This window comes from Bradyrhizobium sp. HKCCYLS3077 (assembly GCF_051167555.1).
Classification (GTDB): domain Bacteria; phylum Pseudomonadota; class Alphaproteobacteria; order Rhizobiales; family Xanthobacteraceae; genus Bradyrhizobium.
The window spans coordinates 97,711-121,800 of sequence record NZ_JBNPTH010000003.1; the positions used below are offsets into that span (position 1 = coordinate 97,711).

24 protein-coding genes are annotated in these 24,090 nt (G+C 65.1%); 21 read left to right on the forward strand and 3 right to left on the reverse strand.

All coding sequences use genetic code 11. The features are described 5' to 3' along the window. Window positions 1-5: 5 nt before the first annotated feature. The 5 genes from ACQR0Z_RS12310 (at window position 6) to ACQR0Z_RS12330 (ending at window position 4,852) form a co-directional block, all read left to right on the forward strand. Window positions 6-1,466: a form I ribulose bisphosphate carboxylase large subunit gene (locus ACQR0Z_RS12310; protein WP_434918788.1), complete on the forward strand. Its 1,461-nt coding sequence runs from the start codon at window positions 6-8 to the stop codon at window positions 1,464-1,466. A gap of 68 nt (window positions 1,467-1,534) precedes the next feature. Then, window positions 1,535-1,954, forward strand: a complete 420-nt coding sequence (locus tag ACQR0Z_RS12315; RefSeq protein WP_434856007.1) for a ribulose bisphosphate carboxylase small subunit — start codon at window positions 1,535-1,537, stop codon at window positions 1,952-1,954. Between the two features lie 384 nt (window positions 1,955-2,338). After that, the gene (cbbX, locus tag ACQR0Z_RS12320) at window positions 2,339-3,268 is read left to right on the forward strand and encodes a CbbX protein (RefSeq protein WP_434856540.1); all 930 of its coding nucleotides are present in this window, start codon (window positions 2,339-2,341) and stop codon (window positions 3,266-3,268) included. A gap of 16 nt (window positions 3,269-3,284) precedes the next feature. Continuing rightward, complete coding sequence (locus tag ACQR0Z_RS12325; protein ID WP_434918789.1) at window positions 3,285-4,016, forward strand: HAD-IA family hydrolase; 732 nt, start codon at window positions 3,285-3,287, stop codon at window positions 4,014-4,016. Between the two features lie 140 nt (window positions 4,017-4,156). Further along, complete coding sequence (locus tag ACQR0Z_RS12330; RefSeq protein WP_434856539.1) at window positions 4,157-4,852, forward strand: TetR/AcrR family transcriptional regulator; 696 nt, start codon at window positions 4,157-4,159, stop codon at window positions 4,850-4,852. Between the two features lie 53 nt (window positions 4,853-4,905). Here ACQR0Z_RS12330 and ACQR0Z_RS12335 read toward each other — a convergent pair whose 3' ends face one another. Further along, complete coding sequence (locus tag ACQR0Z_RS12335) at window positions 4,906-5,490, reverse strand: PepSY domain-containing protein (protein WP_434918790.1); 585 nt, start codon at window positions 5,488-5,490, stop codon at window positions 4,906-4,908. Between the two features lie 113 nt (window positions 5,491-5,603). Continuing rightward, complete coding sequence (locus tag ACQR0Z_RS12340) at window positions 5,604-6,755, reverse strand: patatin-like phospholipase family protein (RefSeq protein WP_434918791.1); 1,152 nt, start codon at window positions 6,753-6,755, stop codon at window positions 5,604-5,606. Between the two features lie 322 nt (window positions 6,756-7,077). Between ACQR0Z_RS12340 and ACQR0Z_RS12345 the strand changes: the two genes are divergently transcribed. Beyond that, complete coding sequence (locus ACQR0Z_RS12345; RefSeq protein ID WP_434856003.1) at window positions 7,078-7,893, forward strand: lytic murein transglycosylase; 816 nt, start codon at window positions 7,078-7,080, stop codon at window positions 7,891-7,893. 101 nt (window positions 7,894-7,994) lie between these two features. Further along, entirely contained in the window at window positions 7,995-9,125 is a 1,131-nt protein-coding gene (locus tag ACQR0Z_RS12350; RefSeq protein WP_434918792.1) for a hypothetical protein, read from the forward strand. A 69-nt stretch (window positions 9,126-9,194) separates the two neighbouring features. On the opposite strand, the gene katG is transcribed toward ACQR0Z_RS12350, so the two are convergent. Further along, on the reverse strand, window positions 9,195-11,375 hold the full coding sequence (gene katG, locus ACQR0Z_RS12355) for a catalase/peroxidase HPI (RefSeq protein WP_434918793.1): 2,181 nt from the start codon (window positions 11,373-11,375) through the stop codon (window positions 9,195-9,197). Window positions 11,376-11,603: 228 nt separating this feature from the next. On the opposite strand from katG, the gene ACQR0Z_RS12360 reads away from it, so the two are divergent. The 14 genes from ACQR0Z_RS12360 to ACQR0Z_RS12425 all read left to right on the forward strand — a co-directional run bounded on the left by ACQR0Z_RS12360 (window position 11,604) and on the right by ACQR0Z_RS12425 (window position 24,077). Further along, a complete protein-coding gene (locus ACQR0Z_RS12360; RefSeq protein WP_434918794.1) occupies window positions 11,604-12,533 on the forward strand; it encodes a LysR substrate-binding domain-containing protein in 930 nt (309 codons plus the stop codon). Window positions 12,534-12,982: 449 nt separating this feature from the next. Then, on the forward strand, window positions 12,983-13,390 hold the full coding sequence (locus tag ACQR0Z_RS12365; RefSeq protein WP_434877151.1) for a hypothetical protein: 408 nt from the start codon (window positions 12,983-12,985) through the stop codon (window positions 13,388-13,390). Window positions 13,391-13,564: 174 nt separating this feature from the next. Then, on the forward strand, window positions 13,565-14,176 hold the full coding sequence (locus tag ACQR0Z_RS12370; RefSeq protein WP_434918795.1) for a hypothetical protein: 612 nt from the start codon (window positions 13,565-13,567) through the stop codon (window positions 14,174-14,176). Beyond that, window positions 14,173-14,406: a type II toxin-antitoxin system HicB family antitoxin gene (locus ACQR0Z_RS12375; protein ID WP_434877149.1), complete on the forward strand. Its 234-nt coding sequence runs from the start codon at window positions 14,173-14,175 to the stop codon at window positions 14,404-14,406. The genes ACQR0Z_RS12370 and ACQR0Z_RS12375 overlap by 4 nt, the downstream gene beginning before the upstream one ends. A gap of 42 nt (window positions 14,407-14,448) precedes the next feature. Next, a complete protein-coding gene (locus tag ACQR0Z_RS12380) occupies window positions 14,449-14,637 on the forward strand; it encodes a hypothetical protein (RefSeq protein ID WP_434877148.1) in 189 nt (62 codons plus the stop codon). A 182-nt stretch (window positions 14,638-14,819) separates the two neighbouring features. Then, the gene (locus ACQR0Z_RS12385) at window positions 14,820-15,143 is read left to right on the forward strand and encodes a hypothetical protein (RefSeq protein WP_434918796.1); all 324 of its coding nucleotides are present in this window, start codon (window positions 14,820-14,822) and stop codon (window positions 15,141-15,143) included. A 948-nt stretch (window positions 15,144-16,091) separates the two neighbouring features. Beyond that, complete coding sequence (gene pstS / locus ACQR0Z_RS12390) at window positions 16,092-17,102, forward strand: phosphate ABC transporter substrate-binding protein PstS (RefSeq protein ID WP_434855991.1); 1,011 nt, start codon at window positions 16,092-16,094, stop codon at window positions 17,100-17,102. A 90-nt stretch (window positions 17,103-17,192) separates the two neighbouring features. After that, entirely contained in the window at window positions 17,193-18,191 is a 999-nt protein-coding gene (gene pstC / locus ACQR0Z_RS12395) for a phosphate ABC transporter permease subunit PstC (protein ID WP_434855990.1), read from the forward strand. A 3-nt stretch (window positions 18,192-18,194) separates the two neighbouring features. Then, the gene (gene pstA, locus ACQR0Z_RS12400) at window positions 18,195-19,085 is read left to right on the forward strand and encodes a phosphate ABC transporter permease PstA (RefSeq protein WP_434877146.1); all 891 of its coding nucleotides are present in this window, start codon (window positions 18,195-18,197) and stop codon (window positions 19,083-19,085) included. Further along, complete coding sequence (gene pstB, locus ACQR0Z_RS12405) at window positions 19,082-19,903, forward strand: phosphate ABC transporter ATP-binding protein PstB (protein ID WP_434855989.1); 822 nt, start codon at window positions 19,082-19,084, stop codon at window positions 19,901-19,903. The genes pstA and pstB overlap by 4 nt, the downstream gene beginning before the upstream one ends. Before the next feature lie 28 nt (window positions 19,904-19,931). Further along, window positions 19,932-20,648, forward strand: coding sequence for a phosphate signaling complex protein PhoU (gene phoU, locus ACQR0Z_RS12410; RefSeq protein WP_434855988.1), 717 nt, complete (start codon window positions 19,932-19,934; stop codon window positions 20,646-20,648). 16 nt (window positions 20,649-20,664) lie between these two features. After that, entirely contained in the window at window positions 20,665-21,372 is a 708-nt protein-coding gene (gene phoB / locus ACQR0Z_RS12415) for a phosphate regulon transcriptional regulator PhoB (protein WP_009028046.1), read from the forward strand. A gap of 94 nt (window positions 21,373-21,466) precedes the next feature. Beyond that, entirely contained in the window at window positions 21,467-22,783 is a 1,317-nt protein-coding gene (locus ACQR0Z_RS12420; protein WP_434918797.1) for a trypsin-like serine protease, read from the forward strand. Between the two features lie 271 nt (window positions 22,784-23,054). Beyond that, complete coding sequence (locus ACQR0Z_RS12425) at window positions 23,055-24,077, forward strand: HoxN/HupN/NixA family nickel/cobalt transporter (protein WP_434918798.1); 1,023 nt, start codon at window positions 23,055-23,057, stop codon at window positions 24,075-24,077. Window positions 24,078-24,090 lie beyond the last annotated feature (13 nt).

Here is a 24,090-nt window from a genome sequence, read left to right on the forward strand (position 1 = left end):
AACACATGAACGACCCCTCGATCACCGTCCGCGGCAAGGATCGCTACAAGTCCGGCGTGATGGAATACAAGAAGATGGGCTATTGGGAGCCGTCCTATCAGCCCAAGGATACCGACGTCATCGCGCTGTTCCGCGTCACGCCGCAGGACGGCGTCGATCCGGTGGAGGCCTGCGCGGCGGTCGCCGGCGAATCCTCGACCGCGACCTGGACGGTGGTGTGGACCGACCGCCTGACCGCAGCGGAGAAATATCGCGCCAAGTGCTACCGGGTCGAGCCGGTGCCGGGCTCGCCGGGCAGCTATTTCGCCTACATCGCCTATGATCTCGACCTGTTCGAGCCCGGCTCGATCGCCAACCTGACCGCGTCGATCATCGGCAACGTGTTCGGCTTCAAGCCGCTGAAGGCGCTGCGGCTGGAGGACATGCGACTGCCGGTGGCCTATGTGAAGACATTCCAGGGCCCGGCGACCGGCATCGTCGTCGAGCGCGAGCGCCTCGACAAGTTTGGCCGTCCGCTGCTCGGCGCCACCGTCAAGCCGAAGCTCGGTCTTTCGGGGCGCAATTACGGCCGCGTCGTCTACGAGGCGCTGAAGGGCGGCCTCGACTTCACCAAGGACGACGAGAACATCAACTCGCAACCCTTCATGCATTGGCGCGAGCGCTTCCTGTACTGCATGGAGGCCGTCAACAAGGCGCAGGCGTCGACCGGCGAGATCAAGGGCACCTATCTCAACGTCACCGCGGCGACGATGGAGGACATGTATGAGCGCGCCGAGTTCGCCAAGGAGCTCGGCTCGACGATCATCATGATAGACCTCGTGATCGGCTACACCGCCATCCAGTCGATGGCGAAATGGGCGCGCCGCAATGACATGATCCTGCATCTGCACCGCGCGGGACATTCGACCTACACGCGGCAGCGCGCGCATGGCGTCTCGTTCCGCGTCATCGCCAAATGGATGCGGCTCGCCGGCGTCGACCATATCCATGCCGGTACTGTCGTCGGCAAGCTCGAGGGCGACCCGAACACCACGCGCGGCTATTACGACATCTGCCGCGAGGACTTCAATCCGATGCGGCTCGAGCACGGCGTATTCTTCGACCAGCACTGGGCGAGCCTCAACAAGCTGATGCCGGTCGCCTCCGGCGGCATCCATGCCGGCCAGATGCACCAATTGCTCGACCTGCTCGGCGAGGACGTCGTGCTGCAGTTCGGCGGCGGCACCATCGGCCATCCCCGCGGCATCGCGGCTGGCGCTACCGCGAACCGCGTCGCGCTGGAGGCGATGATCCTCGCCCGCAACGAGGGGCGCGACTACGTGCATGAGGGTCCGGAGATCCTGGCCAAGGCGGCGCAGACCTGCACCCCGCTACGCGAGGCGCTGGAGATCTGGAAGGACGTCACCTTCAACTACGAATCGACTGATTCGCCGGACTTCGTGCCCACCGTCACCCCGGCTGCCTAACTCTTATTTGGAGCGCGAAGCGAGCCGGAGACCGGCTCGCTTGCATCCGTAAATCAGGAGACACCATCATGCGCGTCACCCAAGGCTGCTTTTCCTTCCTGCCCGATCTCACCGACGATCAGATCACGGCCCAGATCCAGTACTGTCTCGAGAAGAACTGGGCCGTAAACATCGAGTTCACCGACGACCCGCATCCCCGCAATACCTATTGGGAGATGTGGGGCCTGCCGATGTTCGACCTGCGCGATGCCGCCGGCATCATGCGGGAGTTGGCCGAATGCCGGAAGATCTACGGCGACCGCTACATCCGAGTCTCGGCGTTCGACTCCTCGCACGGCTGGGAATCGATCCGGCTGTCCTTCATCGTCAACCGGCCGAAGAACGAGCCCGGCTTCCGGCTCGACCGCCAGGAAACCGTGGGGCGCAATCTGCGTTACTCGACGCGGTCCTACGCCGCCGAGCGCCCCGAGGGCGAGCGCTATTCGTAGCGGACGCTGCGCTGAGGTTTCCGGTGATCAAGCAGGGCAATCCGCATCAACGTACACCGTCGCGACAAACAATGCGGCACGTTAGTAACTCCGTCATGCCCGGGCTTGTCCCGGGCATCCACGTGGTTCTCAGGGTGCCGAACGACGTGGATGGCCGGGACAAGCCCGGCCATGACGACGTGGAGGCAGACGCGCGCAAAAAGCGATCGTCGTATGCGATAGTCCTAGCAGAATCAGCGGCAGGAACGTCAGCGTCGGGTCTGCCGCACTGATGACGTCCGGTTGCTAAATCCGATTTTGACGGCGTCCCCGCTTGCCGGAGTTCGCGGGGAGGGTCCGCCGCCAGCGTGCGCGAACTTCGGCCAAGCGGAGTAAGAGCCCATGATGCAGGCCACGCAGGCGGATGCCAAGGAGGCGACGGCGGTCGAGACCATCGACCTGCGCCGCGAATTCGAAAGTGTCGACATTGCACCCGTGCTGGAGCAGCTCGACCGTGAGCTGGTCGGCCTCGCCCCGGTGAAGACACGCATCCGCGAGATCGCCTCGCTGCTCCTGATGGAGCGCATCCGCCAGAAGATGGGCCTGGCGACGACGTTTCCGACCCTGCACATGTCGTTCACCGGCAATCCCGGCACCGGCAAGACCACGGTCGCGCTGCGCATGGCCGGCATCCTGCACCGCCTCGGCTTCGTCCGCCGCGGTCATGTCATCAGCGTCACGCGCGACGATCTCGTCGGGCAGTATATCGGCCACACCGCCCCGAAGACCAAGGAGGTGCTGAAGAAGGCGATGGGCGGTGTGCTGTTCATCGACGAGGCCTATTATCTCTACCGTCCCGAGAACGAGCGCGACTATGGCCAGGAGTCGATCGAGATCCTGCTGCAGATCATGGAGTCGCAACGCGAGGACCTGGTCGTGATCCTGGCCGGCTATTCCGACCGGATGGAGAAATTCTTCCAGAGCAATCCGGGCTTCCGCTCGCGCATCGCCCATCACATCGACTTCCCGGACTATTCGGAAGCCGAGCTGCTGACGATCGCGGAGATGATGCTGGAGGGTCAGAACTACCGCTTCTCGCCCGAGGCGCGCGCGGCGTTTGAGAAATACATTACCGTTCGGCGCACCCAGCCGCTATTCTCCAATGCGCGCTCGATCCGTAACGCGCTGGATCGCGTCCGGCTGCGCCAGGCCAACCGGCTGGTGTCGCGGCTCGATCGCGTGCTGACGCCCGATGATGTCATGTCTATCGAGGCGAGCGACGTTCTGGCGAGCCGGGTGTTCGCCAAAGCAGATGCAAAGGCAGATGTAATGTAGAGGCGGAGGCGTAGTCATGACTCTCGTGCTGGTGAAGAATTCACCATCTGACGATCTGCGGCGAAGAATCGCCGATGCGGGCGCACTGATCTTCGATGTCGACGGCACGATGGCGGAGACCGAGGAGATCCATCGGGAGGCGTTCAACGAGGCTTTCGTCGCTGTCGGCGTCGATTGGCATTGGGGGCGCAGGATCTACAAGGAACTGTTGCGTGTCGCCGGCGGCAAGGAGCGCATCCGTGCGTTCGACCAGATGCGTCGTTCCGGTCCGCCATTGAGCGACGCGGTGGTCGCCCGGCTTCATCGCATCAAGACGGAAAGGTTTGCCGCCCTGATGGCCGCCAAGGGATGCGCGCTGCGCCCAGGCGTTCAGGCGCTGCTCGAAGCGGCATGGAAACGCGAACAGCGCGTCGCGATCGCCACCACCACGACTCGCGTCAATATCGACGCATTGTTGGCCCCGGTGCTGGGGACGGATTGGGAAACGAAGTTCGCCGCTGTCGTCGCCGCCGATGACGTCGCGCGCAAGAAGCCGGCGCCGGATGTCTACCTGGAGGTGCTGTCTCAGCTCGATCTGCCCGCCGCGAGCTGCATCGCCATTGAGGACTCCGGTAACGGGCTGTTGGCGGCCATTCGTGCCGGCGTTCCCGTGCTCATTACACGGAGCCTCTATTTCCATGATGACACGTTCAACGGCGCACTCGGCGTGTTGGAGGACCTCGGCGAGCTGTTTGTGTCGGGCACGTGAGGCGAAAAGGCATACAAGCATTCCTCACTATGCATGACAGGAGGCGCATAGCAGCTCCTGCTACGCGTTCTATTGCCGTTCAGCCAAGAACGTGTAATCCCTTATCGACATGCTGACATGTCGAGTCGAGGTCGTTGAGTATGGCCCGCACGCAGGCCAAGGTGAAGCGAAGTGACGTCGCGCGCGCGGTCGCGATGCGCGGGCGGGTCGGGCGGCCACCGAAGGCCTTGGCCGGCAACATCGAAGAACGGATTCTCGATGCGGCGCGTGAGGTGTTCCTCGAACGCGGATTCGATGGCACCAGCATCGACGAGATCGCCGAGCGCGCGCCGGCCAGCAAGCCCACCATCTATGCGCGCTACGCCGGCAAGCCGGCCTTGTTTGCCGCGATCGTCGAGCGCTCCATCGAGGAGGTGATGAACCTCGGTCCCTCCTACACGCCTCCGCCGGGAACGGTGCAGGAGAAGCTGGTGGGGCTCGCGATTGCGATCGTCGACCGCGTGCTGAAGCAGTCGCTCGGATTGTTGCGGGTGACGATCGGCGAGGCTTACCGCTTTCCCGATCTGAGCTGCCAGTTTCATGAGGTCTCGCGCAAGCGCGCGACGCAGCCGGTCGCGGTGCTGCTGGCCGAGACGATCGGCGTCTCCTCGGCGCCGGCCAAGCGAGGTGCGTCGAAGGCCTCGGAAGCATCGGCAGAGATCTTCATCGACCTCATCGTGCTGCCGCTGTTGATGCGCGCGCTGATGGGGGTGAAGGAGAAGACCATTCGCAAGGAGATGCCGGGCTTCGTGCGCGAGCGGGTCAAGATCTTCCTCGCACTTCACGCCAAGGCATGATGTCGCGCTTTCGGCGCGGCGCGCGCTCAGACAGCGCGCTCTGTCTGGACTGACTAGCGTCGCCGCAGCGTCGGTTCGAGCGTGACCTGCTTCAGGTTCTTGCCGCACACCACGACGATGATGAAGGCGACCTTGCCGTCCTTGGTCGTGAGGCCGCCGCTGATGGCCTTGCCCGCCGCGGACCGCTCCGCGATTTTGATCGCGTCAGACATCCTGAGGTTGATCGTGTCGAGAGCGGCGAGGCTGCTTCGGTCAGTCTCGCTCAATCCCTGTACGGTCGAGAACAGGGCCGTATTGATCACCTTGGCCGTTGCGCCGTCGATATCGGATTCCCAGATCTGCCCGCTCTGCAGGGTGCGCACCTTGTAGACGGGCATATCGAGCCCGCCTTCGAAGCTGATGTCGGCGGTCCTGGAGCCCGGATGAATCTTCTCGGCAATCCGCAACGCCTGGTGCAGGGATACTTCCGTCTTGCGGAACTTGTCGAGCTCGCGGTCGATCGCCTCCTGGCTCAGGGCGGGATCGGTCGAGGCTTGCGAATCGCGCCCTTCGGGATTGGTGGTCACGGCACCGACGGCCGCGTGCGCCAGCGACGTCCAGGACAGCAGAATCAAGGTGAACAGAGCGATTCGTCTCATGGCGGCCTGCTGTCTCCGATCTCAGTCGGCGCTTGTAGAGCAATCCCCGGGAGAATGTTGCAGGAAAACGAAACTGTATAGTTTTATAATTCCTCGGCCTGCGGTTGTCAAGGTCAGGGCAGCGGCGGCGACTGCGCCCAGAACCGCCCGGAGCGGGCGCTGTCGTAGCCGAGCGCATAGAGCGCGCGCATGTAGTCGGTGTCGAAGCCCACGCCCTGGCCCTCCGGGACGGATTGATCGATCGCGGTCATGTTGAAGGCCATGCCGTTGCGCCTGGCGAGCTGGTAGGTGGCGGAGAGGTAACTTTGGATCTCGCGCTTGCCCTTCATGCCCAGCGAGCGGAGGGCGATGGCCTTGGTGCTGTTCTCGACCGGCTGAAAATCGACGGAGGTCCGTCCGTTCATGATGATGTAGATGGCCGGCTTCTCGGCCAGGCGCTGAGATGCCGGCTGCATCAGCAGGCGATCCGGGAAGGTGAAGACCTGGGTCGAGACACCGCCGTCGACATGCATTTCCTCGATCGGCTTGCCGTCGGAGGACGCGGCGATCAGCGCCGGCGGAAACGCGACGGGCACGCTGGCCGAGGCGGTCAGCACCTGCCGGAACAGCTGCAGCGCTTGCGGTGATCGTGCGGAGGCGATTTCGCCCATGTTCCACAGCACGGGCCGTGCCGCGTCGAGATCGGTGGTCACGACGAACAGCCGGCGTCCTCTGGCATGCTCCCTGGCAATGGCCTCCAGCAGCTCCGGTGTCGTGTAGTGCGCGATCGCGTCGCGGAGCGGCTGTCCGTCGAAGACGGAGGAGCCGAACAGGGCGCCGAGCGCATTGGGCGACGCGGCAAACGAGCTCGCCAGCCCGCTGGTGTACATCTCCTTCAACGTCGGATCATAGGCTGGCCCGAGAAAGGCAAAGGGAGCAATCAACGCGCCGGTGCTGACGCCTGAGACCACGGTGAACTCCGGACGCGCGCCGCTCTCGCTCCAGCCGTTGAGAATGCCGGCGCCGAACGCGCCATCGCCGCCGCCGCCGGACAGCGCGAGATAGGCGAACGGCTTGCCGGGTTGCGGTCGCGGCCTGAACGCCGGACTGTCGAAGCTCTCGGGCGGTGCGTCGGCCCACATCCGGACGGTCTGGAAGCCGTCGATCCGCGCGCGTTTCGCATCGTCGGCCGAATAGGCCGCGCGCTGCACCGAGGCGCAGCCGCCGAGCAGCAGAACCACACTGCACATGCCGATCAGGCAACCAATAAAGGAGGCACGCAACAACGCCCATCACTCCTGCTTATAAACGAAACCGTATAGTATTGTTATTGCCGATTGATCAAGGTTTCGTCGGTCGTGTCGACCTGCGCCGATCACGATTGCGGGAGCTGGAGTAAGGAACCTCTGCGGCAAGTCTTGCCGACACCGTATTTCCGTACGTTGAGCATGAGGCGCGCAGCGGCAGGCATGACCGGCTATGATTTTTTTCCATTTCCGATAGGTTGTCGCGGTTTCAACCCAGCGGCCGATACTGCCGCGCCAGCGTCTTGCGATGTCGTGCGGTGTCGTGATGGCCGCGTGACCGGACGCCAGCACAGGAGCATCAATGATCAAGCGCCGAGCCATTCTCACGATTCCTCTCGCCGTCGCTGCGCTGCTTGCGACGCTCGGCGGCGGTGCGCAGGCGGCGCAGTGCGGCTCGTCGCCGGCCGGCTTCGAGGCCTGGAAGCGCGAGTTCAGCGAGGAGGCACGGGCCAAGGGCGTCGGCGGCACCGCGATCGCGGCGCTGATGCAGACCAACTACGCGTCCGCCACCATCGCCGCCGATCGCGGCCAGCGCAGCTTCCAGCTCTCGCTCGATCAGTTCCTTGCCAAGCGCGGTGCACCGGCGATCGTCGCGCGCGGCCGGCAGCTCAAGCAGTCGCAGGCGGCAATGTTCGCCTCGATCGAGCAGCGCTACGGCGTGCCGCCCGGACCTTTGATCGCGATCTGGGGCATGGAGAGCGCGTTCGGCAGCCAGCGCGGCAACCAGCACATGCTGTCGTCGATCGCGACGCTCGCCTATGACTGCCGCCGTCCGGAATTCTTCACCGAGCAGCTCTATGCCGCGCTGAAGCTGATCGATCGCGGCGTGCTCTCGGGCAACACCCGCGGCTCGATGCATGGCGAGGTCGGGCAGACCCAGTTCATGCCGAAGAACATTTTGGCTTACGGCGTCGGCAATCTCGACGTTGCGGCCAATGCGCTGGCTTCGACCGCCAACTTCCTGCGCGCCAATGGCTGGAAGGCGGGCGCCGGCTATCAGCCGGGCGAGCCGAACTTCGCCGCCATCGAAGCCTGGAACGCCGCCGGTGTCTACCAGAAGGCCATCGCCCTGATGGGCCGCCAGATCGACGGCGGCGGCTCCGCCGCGGAACGGTGAGGCGCTGCGGCTTGTGGATTGATCGGTGAAGCCGGGGGCAGGGGGTGGACTGAAGCGACCCCTGCCGTCAGGCTGGCTCCGGTCACCGCAAGCAGCACCTCATGAGCGAACATCAGTACTACGAGTTTCTGGCCATCGACCGAGTTCTCGATGCCGCGGCACGCGAGAAGCTGCGCGCGATCTCGTCGCGAGCCCGCATCACCGCGACGAGCTTCAGCAATCACTACGAGTGGGGCGATCTCAAAGCCGATCAGCGCGACATGATGCGGCGCTGGTTCGACCTGCACGTCTACGTCGCCAGTTTCAACGTCCGGCGTTTCATGATCCGCATGCCCAGGACGGCGCTGGAGCCGTCGGACGCCACTCCGTTCCTGGGGAAGCTCGATTGCGTCGACATCGCCATATCCGGCGACGACGTCATCGTCGACATCAACCTCTATGATTTCGAATCCGACGACTATGCGGATGATGGATCGAAGTGGATGGCGGCGCTCGCGCCGCTTCGCACCGATCTTATCGATGGCGATCTCAGGCTGTTCTATCTGCTCTGGCTGATGGCCGTTCAGGCCGAGCTCGTGCCCGGCGATGCGCTGGAGCCGCTGCCCGGGATCGGTCCGATGACTGGCGCGCTCGACAGTCTCGCCGATTTTCTGTTGCTCGACCCGGACCTGGTGCAGGCCGCGGCCGAGCGGCAGGGGGCTGCCGTCAAGCCGTCAGAGGTTGAGCTCCGTGGGTCGATCGAGGCGTTGCCGAACGCGGAGAAGGTCGACTTGTTGCTGCGCGTTGTCGAGGGCGACGGCGGCGTCACGGCCGAACTGCGGCGCCGTTTCCGAACTCGCGTTGCACGGTCCGATGGACAGCGCTCGGCTGCTTCGCTGCTGGCGCGCGCCGGCGAGATTGCCGCCGCCCGCGAGGCGGCCGAGGCCGCTGCTGCGGAGGCCAAGCGCAGGCGCCGGATGCAGCAGGAGAAGAGAGAACGTCAGGCCAGGTTGAAGACGCTGGAGAGCCGCGGCGACGCCGTCTGGAAGCAGGTCGAGACCGAGATCGCGCGCCGCAACCCATCCGGCTATGATGCGGCCGCGGCGCTGCTTTCCGATCTGCGCGCGCTCGCGCATCAGACGAAGCAGATGGCGGCCTTCGACCGGCGTATCGCTGCGATCCGCACGAGGCACGACAGCAAGCGGAAATTTATCGAGCGTCTCGATGCGCTCAAACGGCAACCGCTTGCCTAGGAAGAATGAGGGCGGCGTTTCGATGAAACGCCGCCCTCGCTGCTTGTGTTTAGTCGAAGCGGTCAGGCCTCACGCCTTCAGATCGAACCGGTCGAGGTTCATCACCTTGGTCCAGGCGGCGACGAAGTCCTTGACGAACTTCTGCTTGGCATCCGAGCTGGCATAGACCTCGGCGAGCGCGCGCAGCTGCGAGTGCGAGCCGAAGATCAGGTCGGCGCGGGTCGCGGTCCACTTCACGGCGCCGGACTTGCGGTCGCGGCCCTCGAAGGTGTGCTCGCCCTGATCGACCGGGGCCCAGGCGACGCCCATGTCGAGCAGGTTGACGAAGAAGTCGTTCGAGAGGACTTCCGTCTGCGCCGTGAACACGCCGTGCTTGGCGCCATTGGCATTGGCGCCGAGCACGCGCAGGCCGCCGACCAGCACGGTCATCTCCGGTGCCGTCAGGGTCAGCAGCTGAGCCTTGTCGACCAGCAGCTCCTCGCCCGACAGCCACTGCTTGCCGGTGAGATAGTTGCGGAAGCCGTCATGGGTCGGCTCGAGCACCGCGAACGACTCGACGTCGGTCTGCTCCTGCGAGGCGTCGGTGCGGCCCGGCGCGAACGGCACCGTCACCTCGACGCCGGCCTTCTTGGCCGCCGCCTCGACGCCGGCATTGCCGGCCAGCACGATCAGGTCGGCGAGCGAGATCTTCTTGCCGCCGGTGGCCGATGCGTTGAACTCCTTCTGGATGGCTTCGAGCTTGCCGAGCACCTTGGAGAGTTCGGCCGGGTTGTTGACCGCCCAGTCCTTCTGCGGAGCGAGGCGAATGCGGGCACCATTGGCGCCGCCACGCTTGTCCGAGCCGCGGAAGGTCGAGGCCGAGGCCCAGGCGGTCGAGACCAGCTGCGACACCGACAGGTCCGACGCCAGGATCTTTGCCTTGAGATCGGCGACGTCCTTGTCGTCGACGACGGGGTGATCGAGCGCCGGAATCGGATCCTGCCAGATCAGGTCCTCCTTCGGCACCAGCGGGCCGAGGTAGCGCACCTTCGGGCCCATGTCGCGATGGGTCAGCTTGAACCAGGCGCGGGCGAACGCGTCGGCGAACTGATCGGGGTTCTCCAGGAAGCGCCGCGAGATCTTTTCGTACTCGGGATCGAAGCGCAGGGCGAGGTCGGTGGTCAGCATCGACGGCGCGTGGCGCTTGGACTTGTCATGCGCGTCGGGCACGGTGTTGGCGCCGGCGCCGCCCTTCGGCGTCCACTGATGCGCGCCGGCCGGGCTCTTGGTCAGCTCCCACTCATAGCCGAACAGGTTCCAGAAGAAGTTGTTGCTCCACTTGGTCGGCGATGACGTCCAGATCACCTCGAGACCCGAGGTGATGGTGTCGCCGGCCTTGCCCGAGCCGTACTTGCTGGCCCAGCCCAGACCCATCTGCGCGATATCAGCGCCTTCCGGCTCCGGACCGACCAGCGACGCATCACCGGCGCCGTGGGTCTTGCCGAAGGTGTGACCGCCGGCGATCAGCGCCACCGTTTCCTCGTCGTTCATCGCCATGCGGCCGAACGTCTCGCGGATGTCGCGGGCGGCTGCGACCGGGTCGGGGTTGCCGTTCGGGCCTTCCGGGTTGACGTAGATCAGGCCCATCTGCACGGCGCCGAGCGAGCCTGCGAGCTCGCGATCGCCGCTGTAGCGCTCGTCGGCGAGCCACTTGCCCTCGGGGCCCCAATAGATGTCCTGCTCCGGCTCCCAGGTGTCGGCGCGGCCGCCGCCGAAGCCGAAGGTCTTGAAGCCCATCGATTCCAGCGCGACGTTGCCGGTGAGCACGAACAAATCGGCCCAGGAGAGCTTCTGGCCGTATTTCTGCTTGATCGGCCACAACAGGCGGCGGGCCTTGTCGAGGTTGGCGTTGTCAGGCCAGCTGTTCAGCGGCGCGAAACGCTGCTGACCGGTGCCGGCGCCGCCGCGGCCGTCGCCGATGCGGTAGGTGCCGGCGGCATGCCAGGCCATGCGGATGAAGAACGGACCATAGTGACCGAAATCGGCCGGCCACCAGTCCTGCGAATCCGTCATCAGCGCGGTCAGGTCCTTGACCACCGCGTCGAGATCGAGGCTCTTGAATTCCTTGGAATAATCGAACGCCTCGCCGAGCGGATCGGAAAGGTTCGAATGCTGATGCAGTACCGACAGATCGAGCTGGTTCGGCCACCAGTCCTTGTTCTTGAATCCCTTCAAGCCGCCCGAAAACGGGCACTTGCTGACGTCATCCATGTTTGCCTCCTGACCTGAACGGCATTGTTCCCCCTGGGGTGGGTGGCGGGACCCTACGCGGCTGCCTCGATCAGGGGAAATTGAGTTTGGTGATTGCAGCGATAAGATTATCTGATGAATATGGTGTGACGGCACCCAAACGCAGAGTGACATTGTGCGCTATCGATACATCCTGAGATTGTGGCCCGGCCAAATTGACTTCAGGTCGATGAACAATAAGATAATCTGATGATCCATCTGACGATGCGGCAGCTTCGCTATTTCGACGCGCTGGCGCGTCTCGGCCATTTCGGCCGCGCCGCGGAAGCGTGCGCGATCTCGCAGCCGGCACTGTCGATGCAGATCAAGGAGATGGAGGACGCGCTCGGCGGCGTCCTGCTGGAGCGCAATGCGCGCCAGGTGGTGCTGACGCGGTTCGGCGAGCAACTCGCCGCGCGCGTTCGCGAGATCCTGCGCTCGGTCGACGAGCTCGGCGACTTCGCCCGCGCCTCGCGCGACAAGCTCACCGGGCGTCTGCGGCTGGGCATGATCCCGACGGTCGCACCCTATCTTCTCCCGAAAGTGATCGGCGATCTCACCCGCAAGCATCCCGAGATCGACATCCATGTTCGCGAATCCAAGACGCCGAAGCTGATCGAGGAACTGGTCGAGGGCCGGCTCGATGCGGCGATCGTTGCGCTGCCGGTCTCGGAACCGTCGCTGACCGAGGTCGCGCTGTTCTCGGAGAATTTCCTGCTGGTGCGCCCGCCCGAATATGAAGGCGCCCCGGTGCCGAGCAGCGAAAGCCTGCGCGAGATGCGGCTCTTGCTGCTGGAGGAGGGGCATTGCTTCCGCGACCAGGCGCTGTCGTTCTGCAACATGCAGGCGCCGCGCGAGATGCTCGATGCGTCGTCCTTGTCGACGTTGGTGCAGATGGTCGGCGCCGGCATGGGGGTGACGCTCATTCCGGAGATGGCCGTCGGCGTCGAGACGCGCTCGGCCGCGGTGTCGCTGGCGCGCTTCGCCGAGCCGCAGCCCCAGCGCAGCATCGGCATGGTCTGGCGCAAGACCAGCCCGCTCGCCAAGCAACTGATGCAGATCTCCGAGATCGTCGGCGGCGCGGCGGAGAGCCTGCGCAAGCAGGCGGCGTCGGGGCAGGCCCGCAAGCGGCGCGGCTGAGCGCGAGCGTTGGGGCTGAAACCAGTTGGGTCTCGAGATCTCGCCGCACGGTAGGTGAACTCCCCTCCCCCTTGCGGGGAGGGGTTGGGGGTGGGGGTCCGCGGAACGTGCTCTCTGTGATGATCCCCTTGTTCGTCAGCAATTCGCGAGCTCCGTCCAGCATCGGGGAAAGCGACGATGCTCATCATGGAATCCGGCGCCCGGAGACCCCCACCCCCGACCCCTCCCCGCAAGGGGGAGGGGAGCACCGGGCGTGCCGCAAGGATGCGGGATCAAACGCCCGTGTTCTGGCAACGGCCGGTGTGTTTGCCTGGAACGCGCGCGTCCACCGGCGGTTCGTAGCTTTCGAGCAACTCACGTGCTCCAGTCCGTCGCGCCCGCGGCGGACGGCGGCGCCCCGTCCAGATGGCGCCGTCATGCGTGATGATCTCAGTCGAGGAGTCCTAGTGATGCGAAGCTTGAATGTCGTGGCGGCGTTGGCCCTCTCGGGGGCGCTGCTGGCCGGTGCGAATGCGCCGGCGATGTCTGCTCCGATGACGGCGCTGTCGGCCGCCGCGAAGCCGGATGCCGCGCCGCTCCCCACCACCGAGGTGCGCTATGGCGGCCGTGGGTTCGGCGGCGGCTGGCATGGCGGCGGCTGGGGCTGGGGTGGCGGCGCGCTTGCGGCCGGCGCATTGCTCGGCGCGGGAATCGCGGCGGCGGCGACGCCCTATTACTACGATGACCCTTATTATTATGGCGGCGGGCCCTACGGCTATGCCGGCGTCGGCTACGCGCCCTATTACGGCCGTCCCTATTATGCGCGCCGCTACTATGGCGGCTGGGGTGGCGGACCGTGGGGCGGCCCCGTCTGGTAGGCTTCGGCTGACCATGTGACCTGTCTGCGCGCGACATCGCGCAGGCGGGTCGGATCGCCGCCTGGATGTCCGTCGGGCGGCGGGGCGCTGTGCCTCATGCCGATGGCATGGCTCTTGTATCGATCTCCGGTCAGCGTCCGCGCGTCGACAATGTGCGCGGTCCGGAGAGCGGTCATGTCTGAGGCGGCGAACACCGAGGCGTTCTGGGTCGGAACGATCGTCGACTGGCTGGTCGAGAACGCCAGCCTGCGCAAGGAGCGCATCGACCTCACGCGCAAGTTCACGCAGGAGCCCTATAATCTCAGTGCCGTCAGGGTGCTGACGATGATGGATGAACTCGTCGCGTGTCACAATGCGCGCAGCGGCACCAGGCTCGTGTTGTCGCAAAACTGGCGGCTCGCGCACCGGAACGATAGCGTCGGCGCTTTCATCGGAGCCTTCCTTCGCCTGGTGCAGCCCGACGACACCGGCGTCAGCACCGACAATGCCGGGCCGGTCGCCGCTGCGATGTCGGAAAGCCGACAGGACCGTTCCCATAACCGGCCCCACAATCAGCGCCTCGAAGCGTTGCGCGCCGATCCCCGTCGCGACTGGAAGCCGGTCGATCTCGAGATCATCGCCTCGCAATATGCGATGAAGTTTCGCAAGATCACCGGCACGCACGAGGTCTTCCTGCATCCCTCGGTGCCGCATTGCGTGACCATTCCGCTGAAGGCGCCGATCAGGCCGCCGCATATCAGGGCCTTCGTGGCGATGATCGACGGCATGGATGAGGCCGCGCGATGAGCGATGTCGACGCCTATGCCTATGATGTCACGGAGCTCGGCGCCGAGGACGGCGGCGGCTTTCTCGTCACCTTTCCCGACCTTCCGGGTGTCATCGGCATTGGCGAGACGGCGCAACAGGCCATGGCCGATGGACAGCAGGCGTTGTTTGCCGCGCTCGACGCGCTCAAGGCAGTCGATCGCGAGCCGCCCGTCCCGGGTGTCCGCCACGCCGCGGCTCCGCTGGCGTGATTGGCGATGTGAGATCGCATCGTTGAGCGAGGAGGGAAGATTATGCCACTGACCGAAGACGCCATCCAGGCCGGCAAGTGCTACAAGACCAGGATCGCCGAAAGCTACAAGGTGCTGTCGATCACCCGCGGCATCGTCACTTACCAGACGCTGACCTCGCCCTTGCGCATCAACACCGGCATCAAGGCCTTCGCGGACGCCGTCTACAAGGAGATCAAGTGTCCAGAGTAGGGCGCGATCCCCGGTCACCTTTCCTTCCGCCGCGAATCTGGCAGTAACATCCACGATCTCTCCTCCGTCATTGCGAGCGCAGCGAAGCAATCCAGGGGCGTAGGCGGGACTCTGGATTGCTTCGCTGCGCTCGCAATGACGCGGAGAGAGTTCGCTTCTATATCTGCGTGGGGAATTTGAAGATGCGATTAGTACAGCGCGACGACGGCGTTCTCGCCTGCGTCGATGATGCCGGCCGCATCTGGGCGCAATGCGGGCGGCCGTCGCAGCTTGCCGCCGACACCGACTACGTGATCGAAGGCCCGCTGAGCGGCTTCATCTACGAGGAGGGCACCTTCACCCCCGACAGCGAGCAGGCGTTCCGCGCCTGGCTCGACGATCGCCTGATCAGCGACGAGATCTTTCATGTCAGGGACCGCGAGACCGCGCTGGCGCTGTGTCAGCGCATCGCGGCGGCCGCCTGCGAAATCCTGAAGGACGACGCAGGCCATTCCCCGAACGCTTGATGGGGATGTATTCGCTGAAATAAAAACATACTGCTATTTTTCAGAATTCATGCTTTTATCCCTGCATCCCGCCTCGATGCAGAGGGACGTACGCGTCGTCACGAACGGTGAGGTGGGCTGCGATGGACGTGACGGTCGTGCCAGACGAGCATGGCCGGCGCGGACGGCGAAGTCGTGTGGTCCTGGCCTCTCGACGCCGAGGTCAAGTCCGTGGTCGTTGCTTGACGGCACGCGCGGGCGATGGGGGCAACAAAGCCGATCCCCAGGGAGAGCACGAAGGACACCGTTAAAACCAATCGCGCGGGGAAGGCCGGGTCTGTCCGGCTGTACTCGTGGTGACTGCCGCCTGCTTATCTTTCTGCAGGCGGGCCACGGGCCTCAGCCGAGGTCCGGCCTTCCTCGCGCCCTCTCGTATTCAAGAGGGCATGTGAGCGATGCATCACTCGGGCACGGCGTGCCGCGAGACGGCGAGGGCTTGTCTGACAACGGTGTGATGGAAACTGTGAGCCACGCTCTCCGGTGTCGTCCCGGCCTTGAGCCGGGACCCATAACCCCAGGGAGTTGTTCGGGGCACGCGCGTGGACGAATCTCACCGGGCCGCACGGCCGGTGGCTATGGGTCCCGGCTCAAGGCCGGGGCGACACTGAATATGACGTGCGGGCTTGACCAACGAAACACGAATTGATGAACGCCGACGGTGACCCGCACAGGCCGCATGGGGCGTGAGCGCCGCTCTCTCAAACCGCGTGCAAATGCGTCATGGAACACGGCCAGATGGACCGTATAAATTCGGGGCAGGATCAAATTTTCAATATCTATCAATAGCTTGCGACTGTCATCCAGCTGTCATCGAACCTTTATAAAAGCCACATCGTGGCCCCCTAAAGCGGCCCGGGAAGCGCAATCGGGTGCAAACGGCGCTTCGCTTCCCAAGCATGGAGACCAGCTATGAATTTCGTCAAAGCACTCGTCGCTGCCGGCTTGGTCGCCGCATCGACGTCGGCATTTGCGGCCGACATCACCGGCGCGGGCGCGACGTTCCCGTTCCCGATCTATTCCAAGTGGGCTGACGCCTATAAGAAGGAGACCGGCAACGGTCTGAACTACCAGTCGATCGGCTCCGGCGGCGGCATCAAGCAGATCCAGGCCAAGACCGTGACCTTCGGCGCCACCGACGCGCCGCTCAAGGCCGAGCAGCTCGAGAAGGATGGCCTGGTGCAGTGGCCGATGGTGATGGGCGGCATCGTGCCGGTCGTGAACCTCGAGGGCGTGAAGCCGGGCGAGATGGTGCTGGACGGCGAGACGCTCGCCAACATCTATCTCGGCAAGATCACCAAGTGGGATGACGCCGCGATCAAGAAGCTGAACCCGAACGTCAAGCTGCCGGGCGATGCCATCGCCGTGGTCCGCCGCTCCGACGGTTCGGGCACGACCTTCAACTTCACCTACTATCTCTCCGAGGTCAGCGCGGACTGGAAGAGCAAGGTCGGCACCAACACCGCGGTCGAGTGGCCGGTCGGCGTCGGCGCCAAGGGCAACGAGGGCGTGTCGGGCAACATCAGCCAGACCAAGAACTCGATCGGCTATGTCGAGTACGCCTATGCCAAGCAGAACAAGCTGACCTATACCGGCATGGTCAACAAGGCCGGCAAGACCGTGCAGCCGACCGTCGAGGCGTTCCAGGCTGCGGCCGGCAACGCCGACTGGGCCAAGGCTCCCGGCTACTACGTGATCCTCGCCAACCAGCAGGGTGAGAAGTCCTGGCCGATGACGGCCGCGACCTTCATCCTGATGCACAAGGAGCCGACCGACAAGGCGGCCTCCGCCGAGGCGATCAAGTTCTTCAAGTGGTCGTTCGAGAAGGGCGACAAGATGGCCGAGGAGCTCGACTACATCCCGATGCCCGACAGCGTCGTGAAGCTGATCGAGAAGACCTGGTCGGCCGACATCAAGAGCTGATCTGAAGCGTGCTGCCCTCTCCCGGAAACGGGAGAGGGTTCGTTCAAGGTGATGATGGTGTCAAAGAAGCAGGGGGCGGACTTGGCTGAGATGGCCGTTGAGAGCGAGGTCGGCGATATCGCCGCTGCCGCAGGGCCCTATGACCGCGCCCGCGCGCTGAGCGCGTTCAAGCTCGGCGATGTCACCTTCTACTGGATCACCCGCCTGTCGGCGATCTCGGTGCTGCTGATCCTCGGCGGCATCATCATCTCCCTCGTCATCGGCGCCTGGCCGGCGATGAAGGAGTATGGCTTCCAGTTCCTCTTCACCAAGCGCTGGGCGCCTTCGGCCGATCCGCCGGTGCTCGGTGCGCTCGGCCCGATCTACGGCACGCTGGTGACCTCGTTCATCGCGATGCTGATCGCCATTCCCGTCGGCCTCGGCATCGCGATCTTTCTGACCGAGCTCTGCCCGCAATGGCTGCGCCGTCCCATTGGCCTCGCCATCGAGCTGCTCGCCGGCATTCCCTCGATCATCTACGGCATGTGGGGCTTCTTCGTGCTGGGCCCGTTCCTGGCCACCACGTTCCAGCCGTTCATGATCGGCCTCTGCGCCAACATCCCGGTGCTGCAGGACATCTTCGCAGGTCCGCCGTCCTATCTCAGCCTGTTCAACGCCTCGCTGATCCTGGCGATCATGGTGCTGCCCTTCATCACCTCGATCTCGGTCGACGTCTTCAAGACGGTCCCGCCGGTGCTCAAGGAAGCCGCCTACGGCGTCGGTTGCACCACCTGGGAGGTCGTGCGCAGCGTCGTCATCCCCTACACAAGGGTCGGCGTCATCGGCGGCGTCATGCTGGCGCTGGGCCGTGCGCTCGGCGAGACCATGGCGGTGACCTTCATCATCGGCAACTCGTTCCGGATCTCGTCCTCGATCTTCGCGCCGGGCACGACGATCTCGGCCGCGATCGCCTCCGAATTCCAGGAGAGCGACGGCCTGCACCAGTCGAGCCTGATCCTGCTCGGCCTGCTCCTGTTCGTCCTCACCTTCTTCGTGCTGGCGAGCGCCCGGCTGATGCTGGCGCGGCTCGAAGCCAAGGCTGGAAAGTAACCCATGACGAGCGTCGAGATGTCCACCGTCGATACGCCGGTCAATCCCATCAACCCGATCTATGCGCGCCGCCGGCGCCGCGACCTCGTCGTCCGCGGCCTGTGCATCGCCGCCGCGGCGTTCGGCGTCACCTGGCTGGCGCTGATCCTGTTCACGCTGTTCTATAACGGCCTCGCCGGCCTCAGCCTGCAGGTCTTCACCGCCGACACGCCGCCGCCGGGCGCCAGCGAAGGCGGCCTGCGCAACGCCATCGTCGGCTCGATCATGATGACCGTGATCGGCGTCGGCATCGGCGCGCCGCTCGGCCTGTTCGCTGGCACCTACCTCGCCGAATACGGCCGCAACGACCGCCTGACCTCGGTGATCCGCTTCATCAACGACATCCTGCTGTCGGCGCCGTCGATCATCATCGGCCTGTTCATCTATGGCGCCGTCGTGGTGCCGATGGGCGGCTTCTCGGCCATCGCCGGTGCGCTGGCGCTGGCCGTCATCGTGATCCCCGTCGTGCTGCGCACCACCGAGGACATGCTGCTGCTGGTGCCCAACCCGCTGCGCGAGGCAGCCTCGGCGCTCGGCCTGCCGCGCTCGCTGGTGATCCGCCGCATCGCCTACCGCGCGGCGCGCTCCGGCCTCATCACCGGCGTGCTGCTGGCGACCGCCCGCGTCGCCGGCGAAACCGCGCCGCTCCTGTTCACCGCGCTGTCGAACCAGTTCTGGAGCCTCAACCTCTCCAAGACGATGGCGAACCTGCCTGTCACCATCAACAACTTCGTGCAGAGCCCGTATGCCTATTGGAAGCAGTTGGCCTGGAGCGGAGCCCTTCTCATCACTCTGGCCGTGCTCGCTTTGAACGTCGGTGCACGCATTCTCGGCGCCGAGAGGAAAACGAAATGACCGAACTGTCCGTCTCCGTCAGTCAGCCCGCTCACACCCTTCACGGCCAGCCGCTCCCCGAGGCGCCGGCCAAGGTGACCGCGCGCAACCTGAACTTCTATTACGGCGATCATCACGCGCTGAAGAACATCAACCTGACGCTGGGCACCAACCGCGTCACGGCGTTCATCGGCCCGTCCGGCTGCGGCAAGTCCACCCTGCTGCGCATCTTCAACCGGATGTACGATCTCTATCCGGGCCAGCGCGCCACCGGCCAGCTGATGCTGGACAACACCAACATCCTCGATCCCAAGCTCGATCTCAATCTGCTGCGCGCGCGGGTCGGCATGGTGTTCCAGAAGCCGACGCCGTTCCCGATGACGATCTACGAGAACATCGCCTTCGGCATCCGGCTCTATGAGAAGATCTCGAAGTCCGAGATGGACGACCGCGTCGAGAAGGCGCTGCGCGGCGGCGCGCTGTGGAACGAGGTCAAGGACAAGCTCAACGCCTCTGGCCTGTCGCTGTCCGGCGGCCAGCAGCAGCGCTTGTGCATCGCGCGCACGGTCGCCGTCCGGCCCGAGGTGATCCTGTTCGACGAGCCGTGCTCGGCGCTCGACCCGATCTCGACCGCCAAGGTCGAGGAGCTGATCCAGGAGCTCGCGGAGAACTATACGATCGCGATCGTCACCCATAACATGCAGCAGGCGGCCCGCGTCTCCGACAAGACCGCCTTCATGTATCTCGGCGAGCTGATCGAGTTCGACGAGACCAGCAAGATCTTCACCTCGCCGAGCGATCGGCGGACCCAGGACTACATCACCGGCCGGTTCGGCTGACGCCGACAGCATTCTTCAGGAGATCAACATGGCCAGTGAACATACCGCCAAGGCGTTCGACAGCGATCTGCAGGACCTCACCCGGCTGGTGTCGGAGATGGGCGGCCTCGCCGAGCGGCTGATCGTCGATTCCGTCGACGCGCTGGTGCGGCGCGACGTGGCGCTCGGCCAGAAGGTGGTCGCCGCCGACGCCGAGGTCGACAAGCTGCAGCGCATCATCGAGGAGCGCGCGGTGCTGACGATCGCCCGCCGCCAGCCGATGGCGGTGGATTTGCGCGAGATCGTCGGCGCGATGCGCGTCGCCACCGATCTGGAGCGCATCGGCGACCTCGCCAAGAACATCGGCAAGCGCGTCGCCGCGCTGGAGAGCGACTTCCATCCGCTGAAGCTGATCCGCGGCCTCGAGCACATGACCGACCTGGTGCAGTCGCAGGTCAAGACGGTGCTGGACGCCTATGCGGCGCATGACCTGCCGGCGGCGATGACGGTGTGGAAGGGCGACGAGGAGGTCGATGCGATCTGCACCTCGCTGTTCCGCGAGCTCCTGACCTACATGATGGAAGACCCGCGCAACATCTCGTTTTGCATCCATTTGATGTTCTGCGCCAAGAACATCGAGCGGATGGGCGACCACGCCACCAACATCGCCGAGACGGTGTTCTATATGATCGAGGGCCAGCAGATCATGGACAAGCGCCCGAAGGGCGACATGACCAGCTTCGCGACCACGATCCCCGGTAACTGAGAAAGACGATTTCGACATGGGTGCGCGAATTCTGGTGGTTGAGGACGAGGAGGCGCTGACGACGCTGCTGCGCTACAACCTCGAGGCCGAAGGCTACGAGGTCGAGACCGTGGCGCGCGGCGACGAGGCCGACACGCGGCTCAAGGAGCGCGTGCCCGATCTGGTCGTGCTCGACTGGATGCTGCCGGGCCTGTCCGGCATCGAGCTGTGCCGGCGGCTGCGGGCGCGGTCCGAGACCAAGCAGCTGCCGATCATCATGCTCACCGCGCGCGGCGAGGAGAGCGAGCGTGTGCGGGGGCTTGCGACCGGCGCCGACGATTACATCGTCAAGCCGTTCTCGGTGCCGGAGCTGCTGGCGCGCGTAAAGGGCCTGCTGCGGCGCGCGAGCCCGGAGCGGCTGGCGACCGTCTTGTCCTATGGCGACATCGAGCTCGACCGCGAGAAGCGCCGCGTCGCGCGTTCGGGCCGGCCGATCGATCTCGGCCCGACCGAATACCGCCTGCTCGAATTCTTCCTGGAGCATCCCGGCCGCGTGTTCAGCCGCGAGCAGTTGCTCGACAGCGTCTGGGGCCGCGACATCTATATCGACGAGCGCACGGTGGACGTGCATATCGGCCGGCTGCGCAAGCTGCTCAATCCCGGCCGCGAGCAGGATCCGATCCGCACCGTGCGCGGCGCGGGCTATGCGCTGGATGATCGGTTCGCCAAGTCGGAGCAGGCGTGACGGGCGAGCAGGCCTGATCGCGCGGTCACGCCGTTGCCGTCTTGATCCTGTGTGATCGAGTTCCCATCATCATGGTCGGACCTCGGCAGACGCAATGATCAGGACGCTCGCTATCTTGTTGGCCTTGTTGCTTGTGGCTGCCGGCAATGCCGCAGCCGCCGAGCTCGAGGACGCCGTCGCTGCGGCGTCGAATGGACAGCCGGCGGCGGCGTTGCGCCGGCTCCAGCCGCTCGCCGCCAAGGGCGATGCGCGCGCGCAATTCAATGTCGGATTCATGCAGGCCTTCGGCCTGGGCGCCCCGCGCAACCAGGCGGAGGCGCTGGTCTGGTACCGCAAGGCCGCCGATCAAGGGCTCGCCGTCGCCCAGCATTATCTCGGCATCGCCTATTTCAACGGGGAAGGCGCCGCCCGCGATCACGGCGAAGCCGCGCGCTGGTTCAACCGCGCGGCGGCGCAGGGCTTTGCCCAGTCGCAATACATGCTCGGCCTGATGATGCTCGACGGCGAGGTCATGACCAGGGACGTCATCCAGGGTTATGCTTGGCTGGTGATGGCCGGACGCAGCGGCGTCAGGTCGGCCGGCCGCGAGATCCAGAGAGTGAAGCTCAGCGAAGCGCAGCGGCAGCAAGCCGAGGCCACCATTGCGGCGTGGCGGCCGAAGCCGGAATCGGCAGATGCCGGCATCGCCAATCCGCGCGCGGAGCAACTGCTCGGGCTCGACCGCCACTTCGGCGACGTCGTCGATCCCACCTCCTGGCCGGCATCATCGATCGGTGTCGTGACCGTGGCGCAATACAGTACGGGAGGCTCGTGCACCGGCACCTTGGTGGCGCCGCGCGTGGTGCTGACGGCGGCGCATTGTGTCTTCAACGGTCTCACCCAGGTCAGCCCCGGCAACGTCCATTTCCTGGCGGGCATGAACAAGGGCACGCCCGCGGCCTCGTCGGTTGCCGACAAGCTGATCGTCGCGCCTGAGTTCATACCGACCCAGCACGACAAATGGTCGATCGACCGCTCGCCGGCCGACTGGGCCCTGATCATCCTGAAGGATGCGCTGCCTTCGAAGCCGGTGGCAGTGAAGTCCGTGGGCCGCGACGAGCTCGCGGCTGCGACCAAGGCGGGCACGATCTCCGAGATCGGCTACGGTCAGGAGCGGCGCTATTCGCCGACCGGCCAGCGTAATTGCAGCGCCGGCATGACCAAGGACGCCCGTCTGCTGACCGTGCATTGCCTCGCCAATTTCGGCTACTCGGGCTCGCCGATCCTGGCCGAGATCGGCGGCGAGCCGGTGGTGGTCGGCATCTTTTCGGCGTTCCACGAGGAGACCCGGCTGATGTTCGCCGCGCCCGCCAGCCAGTTCGAGGCGGCCGTGCGGCGCGAGATCGCCGCGCAGAGCGCATCCGCGCGGTGAAGGAAGGGAGGAGAAGAGGGAAGAGAGTTGGACACGGGCTGGTCAATGTTTGTGCGTGACCGGATAGCGGATTGCCAAGGCAAAGATGGGAACCTCGGCCGCACGGACGACGAGGGTTGATTTGCAAGTGATTTGGGCCTGGCAGCGTGAGCCTTGCCTTTTGGCGCGGGTCTTGCTCTCCTGTCCGAGTATGACGATTTTGCCAATTGATCATCCTGGTCCCGCGCGCTGGATCCAAGCCTGGCTGCGGCCGGTCGGGCGTCGCAATGCGATGCTGCTGGCCGGTCTCGTGCTCGCCAATGCGCTCGCCTGGGCCTGGGCGTTCGCACTCTATGCCGATCGCCCTGCCATCGTCGGCACCGCGCTGTTGGCCTGGCTGCTCGGCCTCCGCCACGCTGTCGATGCCGATCATATTGCGGCGATCGACAATGTGGTCCGCAAGCTGGTGCAGGACGGCGATGCGCCGCGCGCCGCGGGTCTTTACTTCGCGCTCGGCCATTCGAGCGTCGTCGTGATCGCCACGATCGTCGTGAGCCTGGTCGCCGGCGCGGATCTGTTGCGGGAGGACAGTGCGATCCGGGCGATCGGCGGCGCCATCGGCACCTCGGTGTCGGCAGGCTTCCTGCTGCTGATCGCGTTGGCGAACCTCGTCCTGTTCGTGAACCTCTGGCGCCGCTCGCCCCGGTCCGAAACGGACAGCGCGAGCCCCGGCAACGGCCTCCTGATTCGTCTGCTGCGGCCCGTGCTGCGGGTCGTGTCGCGCGCCTGGCACATGTTCCCGCTCGGCTTCCTGTTCGGCCTCGGTTTCGACACCGCCAGCGAGATCGGTCTTTTGAGCCTGTCGGCGACCGAAGCGGCCCGCGGCGAGAGCCTGGTGCATATCCTGGTGTTCCCGGCGCTGTTCGCCGCGGCGATGGCGACCGTCGACACCGCCGACGGCATGCTGATGGTCGGCGCCTACCGCTGGGCGCTGACGGATCCCGCGCGCAAGCGACGCTACAATCTGGTGATCACCGGGCTGTCGGTGATGATCGCGCTGGTGATCGGCGGCGTCGAGGCCGCCACGCTGCTGGCGCCGCTGTTCGGCCTGACCGGAACCTGGGCCGATGTTGCGAGCGCGCTCGGTGATGGAATCGCCGATCTGGGGATCGTCGCGGTCGTCCTGTTCGGACTGATCTGGGCCGGTGCCGTGGTCTTCAACCGCCGCCCGCGCGATTCCGAGGCCGACGCGGCGCTTGCCACCCTTCGTGCGGGGACGCTAAACCCCGGGGAGATACCAAACACGACAGCATGAAGCTGTGCTGAGG